A 7070-nucleotide genomic window follows, 5' to 3' on the forward strand; every position below is an offset into this window, starting at 1 on the left:
GGTGCAGTCCGTACCGGGGGAACGGGCCGCTCGCCCGGTTTCGCCTGGACGCTTTCTGCTCGCGCGTCAGTCCGGATGCGACGCGTTGTCGCCGCGGCGGGCGCCGAAGCGGCGGTCGAGCGCGCCCAGCAGCCGCTTGAGGCCGCGCGAGAACCGGCCGCGCCGCGTCTTCCGCAGCTTTTCCTCTTCGCTCGTCAGCCACGCCACCTGGATCACGCGCCGCTCGCCCTCGTAGGGCAGGTGCCCGTGGAAGGAGTTGTCCTCGCGCTTGAACGCCGCGAGGGTGCCGTACAGCGGCCGCACTTCGGGCACGACGGTGGCGTCGATGTCGTCAATCTTCTCGAGGAATCGCAGGCAACCGCCGCTGGTATCCGGCCACGACCGGTTGAGGTACAGCAGCGCCGTGACGATCTTCGAGCGGCTGTCGGTATGGATCGTGCCGTGACGCAGGTTGAGCGAGCGGCACAGTGTCGCCAGCGTCGGCTTGGCTCCCAGGCCCTCGATGCCCAGCCGGCGCCCGATCGCGTCGCCGAATTCGCGGGATGTCATCTGCTCGACGACGCGGCGGACGCTGGGCCCGCAGTCGTCCTCCGCATAGGGGAAGAAGCCGGCGCTGCGGTAGCAAGGAAAATCGGCGTCGAGCGCGGCGACCGTGGCTGCATCGTCGGGCAGCATCGCGTCGACCACGAACAGGGGGAACGGGGTTTCGCGCGCGCCGGCCGGCGTGGCGTCGAGTCGTTGGGTGTCGAGCAGTGCGTCCATGGCGGCCCCGTTCGGTCGTACGCATGGATTCTAGGGCGTCGCGCCTTGTCGGCGGGAGCGGCCGTCGCTAGCCTCGCGCGATGACCGATCCGACCCGACTTCTCATCCACGGCGCGACCGGCCGCATGGGCCAGGCGCTGCTGCGGCTCGCGGCCGAACGCGACGACCTGCGCGTGGTCGCCGCCGCGTCCCGCCGCGAGCCCGAGGCGCTGCCTGCCGGGGTCCAGTGGTTGCCCGCGTCGGACCTCGACCGCGCGCCGGCCTTCGACGTCGCGATCGACTTCAGCCTGCCCGAAGCGTTCGACGGGGTGCTCGCGCTGTGCGCGGCCCGCGGCGCGGCGCTGGTTTCGGGCACCACGGGGCTCGACGAGGCGCAGCGTGCCGCGCTGGACGCGACCGCCGGGCACGTTCCGGTGGTATGGGCGGCCAATTTCAGTCTGGGTGTCGCCGTGCTCGCGGACCTCGTGGAGCGCGCCGCGCGCGCGCTTCGCGACTGGGACTGCGACATCGTCGAGTCGCACCACGTGCACAAGAAGGACGCGCCGTCCGGCACCGCGCTGGCGCTGGGTGCCCGGGCCGAGGCGGGCGGGGCGTCGCCGCGCTTCGCGTCGCTGCGCGCCGGCGACATCGTCGGCGAGCACCTGGTCCAGTTCGCCACTGCCGGCGAGCGCATCGAACTCGTCCACCGGGCGACCAGCCGCGACATCTTCGCCCGCGGGGCGCTCCACGTCGCTCGCCGGCTCCACGGCCGCGCGCCGGGTGCGTACCGCGTCGCGGATCTGCTCGACTGACGACGTTTTCACGTCCCGCGGGCCGGCTGCCGCTGGCTTCACGGGCGCCTTGCGTCTAGAATTCTCGCTCGCCTGAAGCCCATCGTCGGACCGGTCCCGCACCGCGTCCGCGATTTTCTGCAGCCGCGATCCGGCACCTGCAGGGCTTGGCATCCCCCGGCAGCACAGGCGATCCCCGTGACCCAACCCGCAATCCTCGCGCTCGAAGACGGCACGATCTTCGAAGGCGTTTCGATCGGCGCGCCCGGCCTGTCGGTCGGTGAAGTCGTGTTCAACACGGCGATGACCGGCTACCAGGAAGTCGTCACCGACCCGTCGTATGCCCGCCAGCTGGTCACGCTGACCTATCCGCACATCGGCAACACCGGCACGACGGACAAGGACGACGAGGCCAACGCGGTCTGGCCGGCCGGGCTTATCGTCCGGCACGTGCCCAAGCGGCCCAGCAACTGGCGCACGCAGATGTCGCTGCCCGAATGGCTGGCGGCGAAGGGCATGGTCGCCATTTCGGACATCGACACGCGCAAGCTGACGCGCCTGCTGCGCGACCGCGGCGCCCAGAACGGCGCGCTCATGGCGGGTGACATCGATGCGGATGCGGCTGTCGAGGCGGCGCGCAAGTTCCCCGGCCTGAAGGGCATGGACCTCGCCAAGGAGGTCTGCACGCGCACGCCGTACGAATGGCGCGCGACCGAGCTCGACCTCGATCGCGACGCGTTCGACGATACGGACGGCCGTTTCCACGTCGTCTGCTACGACTTCGGCGTGAAGCTCAACATCCTGCGCATGCTCGCCTCGCGCGGCTGCCGCGTGACCGTGGTGCCTGCGCAGACGCCGGCCGCCGACGTGTTCGCGATGAACCCGGACGGCGTGGTGCTGTCGAACGGTCCCGGCGATCCGGAGCCCTGCACGTACGCGATCGACGCGACGCGGGAGTTCCTCGCGCGCCGACTGCCGCTGTACGGCATCTGCCTCGGCCACCAGATCCTCGGCCTCGCGGTGGGGGGACGCACGCTGAAGATGAAGTTCGGCCACCACGGCGCGAACCACCCGGTGCAGGACGTCGAGACGGGTCGCGTGATGATCACGAGCCAGAACCACGGCTTCGCGGTCGACGAGGCCACGCTGCCTGCGAACGCGCGCGTCACCCACCGCTCGCTGTTCGACGGCAGCAACCAGGGGATCGCGCTCAACGACGTGCCCGCGTTCAGCTTCCAGGGCCACCCGGAAGCCAGCCCCGGCCCGCACGACCTCGCACCGCTGTTCGATCGGTTCATCGCCTCGATGGAGGCCGCGCGTTGACGGCGGCGGGCGCCGCCGACGGCCGTTCAAGGCGCCGTCGCTGGCGTCGCGTCACGGTGGTCGTGCTGCTGCTCGCCGCGTACCCCGTCTTCGTGCTTGGCGCCACCTACCGCCAGTTCTTCGCCGCCGACCTGCCGGGCGGCCGCAACGGCCCGGCGGACGCCTACCGGCATTCGCTAGCGAGCGCGATCGTCGCGTACACGCTCTCGCCGCGCTGCGTGGAATGGGTGACCGCCGTGATGGAGCGCGGCGGGCAGGGCAACAGCGCCCGCGCGATGGACGCGCACAACAACCTGCTCGGCGCGCGCATCGGCGCGAACGCGTCGAGCTGGAACGACATGCAGGCTGACGTCCGCAACGCCGTGCGCCATGGCGCCGTCGACGCGGTCGAGCCTGACCGAATCACCTGGCTGCCCGCATCGCGCTGGCAGAACCGACTGTACTGAGGACACGATGCCCAAGCGCACCGACATCAAGACCGTGCTGATCATCGGCGCGGGCCCCATCGTCATCGGACAGGCGTGCGAGTTCGACTACTCCGGCGCCCAGGCCTGCAAGGCGCTGCGCGACGAGGGCTACCGCGTCGTGCTGGTCAACAGCAACCCGGCGACGATCATGACCGACCCCGACATGGCGGACGCGGTCTATATCGAGCCGATCAACTGGCAGACGGTCGAGAAGATCATCGCCAAGGAAAAGCCCGACGCACTGCTGCCGACGATGGGCGGCCAGACCGCGCTGAACTGCGCGCTCGACCTCGCCGACAACGGCGTGCTGGAGAAGTACGGCGTCGAGCTGATCGGCGCCTCGCGCGAGGCCATCCGCATGGCGGAGGACCGCGAACTCTTCCGCGTCGCGATGCAGGAGATCGGCCTCGAATGCCCGAAGGCGGCGGTGGCGCGCACGCTCGAGGAAGCGGTCGAGATCCAGACCCGTGTCGGCTACCCGACCATCATCCGTCCGAGCTTCACGCTCGGCGGCACCGGTGGCGGCATCGCGTACAACAAGGAGGAGTTCGAGGACATCGCCAAGCGCGGCCTCGAACTCTCGCCCGTGCACGAGATCCTGGTCGAGGAATCGGTGCTGGGCTGGAAGGAATTCGAGATGGAGGTCGTCCGCGACAAGGCGGACAACTGCATCATCGTCTGCTCGATCGAGAACTTCGATGCGATGGGCGTGCACACCGGCGACTCGATCACCGTCGCGCCGGCGCAGACGCTCACCGACAAGGAATACCAGCGCCTGCGCGACGCCTCGATCGCAGTGCTGCGCAAGATCGGCGTGGACACCGGCGGCTCGAACGTGCAGTTCGGCGTGAATGCGCAGAACGGCCGCGTGGTCGTCATCGAGATGAATCCGCGCGTGTCGCGTTCGTCGGCGCTGGCGTCGAAGGCCACAGGTTTCCCAATCGCGAAGGTCGCCGCCAAGCTCGCGGTCGGCTACACGCTGGACGAGCTGCGCAACGAGATCACGGGCGGGCAGACGCCGGCATCCTTCGAGCCGTCGATCGACTACGTCGTCACCAAGATCCCGCGCTTCGCGTTCGAGAAGTTCCCGCAGGCCGATGCACGCCTCACCACGCAGATGAAGTCGGTAGGCGAGGTGATGGCGATGGGCCGCAACTTCCAGGAATCCCTGCAGAAGGCGTTGCGCGGCCTGGAGACGGGCAAGGTCGGCCTCGATCCGACGGGCCTCGACCTTAGCAATGACGAGGATCTCGCCAAGCTCCGCCGCGAGTTGCGCGAGCCCGGCCCGGAGCGCATGTTCCACATCGGCGACGCGTTCCGCGCCGGGATGAGCGTGGAGGACGTGCACGCGCTGTCGCACGTGGACCTCTGGTTCCTCGACCAGATCGAGGAAATCGTGCAGGCCGAGGCCGAACTCGCCGCCGCCGGCCTGGCGTCGCTGGACGCCGGCCGCATGCGCGCGCTCAAGCGCATGGGCTTCTCGGACGCGCGCCTGGCGCAGGTCACCGGAACCGACGAGGGCGCGGTGCGCGCGCTGCGACGCGCGTTCGGCGTGCGTCCCGTCTACAAGCGCATCGACTCCTGCGCGGGCGAATTCGCCACGGAAACGGCGTACATGTACTCGACCTACGAGGACGAGTGCGAGGCCAATCCGTCCGACCGCAGGAAGATCATCGTGCTGGGCGGCGGCCCGAACCGCATCGGGCAGGGCATCGAGTTCGACTACTGCTGCGTGCATGCCGCGCTCGCCCTGCGCGACGACGGGTTCGAGACCATCATGGTCAACTGCAACCCCGAGACCGTGTCGACCGACTACGACACGTCCGACCGCCTGTACTTCGAGCCGCTCACGCTCGAGGACGTGCTCGAGATCGTCGACCTCGAGAAGCCGTTCGGCGTGATCGTGCAGTACGGCGGGCAGACGCCGCTGAAGCTCGCGCGCGCGCTGGAGGCCAACGGCGTGCCGGTGATCGGCACCTCGCCGGACAGCATCGACCTCGCCGAGGATCGCGAACGCTTCCAGAAGCTCGTCGACGACCTCGGGCTGAAGCAGCCGCCGAACCGCACGGCGCGCAGCGCCGAGGAAGCGCTGACGCTCGCACGCGAGATCGGCTATCCGCTGGTCGTGCGCCCCAGCTACGTGCTGGGCGGCCGCGCGATGGAAGTTGTGCACGCCGACTCCGACCTCGCACGCTACATGCGCGACGCGGTCAAGGTGTCGAACGACTCCCCCGTGCTGCTCGACCGCTTCCTCGATCATGCGGTGGAAGTCGACGTCGACATCATCGCGGACAAGGACGGCAACGTGCTGATCGGCGGCGTCATGGAGCACATCGAGGAAGCCGGCGTGCATTCCGGCGACTCCTCATGCTCGCTGCCGCCGTATTCGCTGTCGAAGGCGACGCAGGACAAGCTGCGTGAGCAGGTCGTGGCACTCGCGCGTGCGCTGAAGGTCGTCGGCCTGATGAACACGCAGTTCGCGATCCAGCAGGAGGCCGACGGCAGCGACACGGTATTCCTGCTCGAGGTGAACCCGCGCGCGTCGCGCACCGTGCCGTTCGTATCGAAGGCGATCGGCATCCCGCTCGCGAAGATCGCCGCGCGCTGCATGGCCGGCATGACGCTGGCCGAGCAAGGGGCCACCAAGGAGATCGTCCCGGACTACTTCTCGGTGAAGGAGGCGATCTTCCCGTTCGCGAAATTCCAGGGCGTGGATCCGATCCTCGGCCCGGAGATGCGCTCGACCGGCGAGGTCATGGGCGTGGGCCGCAATTTCGGTGCGGCGATCGCCCGCGCGCACGAAGCCGCCGGCATCCGCGCGCTGCCGGCCTCGGGCAAGGTCTTCGTCTCCGTACGCGACCCGGACAAGCAGCGCCTGCTGCCGGTCGCGCAGGAAATCGCGCGCCAGGGTTACACGCTCGTCGCCACGCAGGGCACCGGCGCGTTTCTGAAGGCGAACGGGGTGGAGTGCGAGATCGTCAACAAGGTCATCGAAGGCCGCCCGCACGTGGTGGACCTGATCAAGAACGGCGACATCGCGTACATCGTGAACACGACGGAAGGCCGCCAGGCGATCGCCGACTCCTTCTCGATCCGCCGCGAGGCATTGCAGCACCGCGTCACGTACTCCACCACGATCGCGGGCGCGCGTGCGCTCATGCAGTCGCTGGAATACCGCGGCACCGGGCCGGTGGCGTCGCTGCAGGAGCTGCACGCGACCATCGCCTGACGCCACCTGGCACGGCCGGCCGACCGCGCCGTGCGGCCGGTCGCGTTTCGCGGCTGCAGCGCCGCGGGCGACACGGCACAATCGACCATCGATCGACGACGCCGGCAGGCCTGCCGGCGTCCACCAAGGACATGCCATGAGAGCTCCCATCACCGCGAAGGGTGCGCAGCGTCTGCGCGCCGAGCTGGACAACCTCAAGTCGGTGCAGCGCCCGGCCGTCATCAACGCGATTTCCGAGGCCCGTGCGCACGGCGACCTCAAGGAGAACGCCGAGTACCACGCCGCGCGCGAGCAGCAGGGCTTCATCGAAGGCCGCATCAAGCAGCTCGAGGCCGAGCTGTCGCATGCCGAGGTGATCGACGTCGCCAAGCTCAACGCGGGATCGCGCGTGGTGTTCGGCGCGACGGTCGAGCTGGCGGACGTCGACACGGACGAGCAGAAGACCTACCAGATCGTGGGCGACCTCGAAGCCGACATCAAGCAGGGCCTGATCGCGATCTCGTCGCCGGTGGCGCGCGC

6 protein-coding genes are annotated in these 7070 nt (G+C 69.2%); 5 read left to right on the forward strand and 1 reads right to left on the reverse strand.

What is annotated here, in order from left to right; genetic code table 11:
• Positions 1–66: 66 nt before the first annotated feature.
• Positions 67–762, reverse strand: a complete 696-nt coding sequence (locus E4F61_RS10200) for a 2OG-Fe(II) oxygenase (RefSeq protein WP_133479558.1) — start codon at positions 760–762, stop codon at positions 67–69.
• Between the two features lie 80 nt (positions 763–842).
• On the opposite strand from E4F61_RS10200, the gene dapB reads away from it, so the two are divergent.
• The 5 genes from dapB to greA all read left to right on the forward strand — a co-directional run.
• Positions 843–1553, forward strand: a complete 711-nt coding sequence (gene dapB, locus E4F61_RS10205; protein ID WP_133479559.1) for a 4-hydroxy-tetrahydrodipicolinate reductase — start codon at positions 843–845, stop codon at positions 1551–1553.
• A gap of 177 nt (positions 1554–1730) precedes the next feature.
• Entirely contained in the window at positions 1731–2855 is a 1125-nt protein-coding gene (gene carA / locus E4F61_RS10210; RefSeq protein WP_133479560.1) for a glutamine-hydrolyzing carbamoyl-phosphate synthase small subunit, read from the forward strand.
• On the forward strand, positions 2852–3301 hold the full coding sequence (locus tag E4F61_RS10215; protein WP_425480144.1) for a DUF6973 domain-containing protein: 450 nt from the start codon (positions 2852–2854) through the stop codon (positions 3299–3301). Before carA ends, E4F61_RS10215 begins: the two co-directional genes overlap by 4 nt.
• Before the next feature lie 7 nt (positions 3302–3308).
• Positions 3309–6551, forward strand: coding sequence for a carbamoyl-phosphate synthase large subunit (gene carB, locus E4F61_RS10220; RefSeq protein ID WP_133479561.1), 3243 nt, complete (start codon positions 3309–3311; stop codon positions 6549–6551).
• A 136-nt stretch (positions 6552–6687) separates the two neighbouring features.
• The coding region (gene greA, locus E4F61_RS10225; RefSeq protein ID WP_133479562.1) for a transcription elongation factor GreA at positions 6688–7070 on the forward strand (383 nt) is incomplete at its 3' end.

Source organism: Cognatilysobacter segetis, assembly GCF_004359965.1.
GTDB lineage: Bacteria > Pseudomonadota > Gammaproteobacteria > Xanthomonadales > Xanthomonadaceae > Cognatilysobacter > Cognatilysobacter segetis.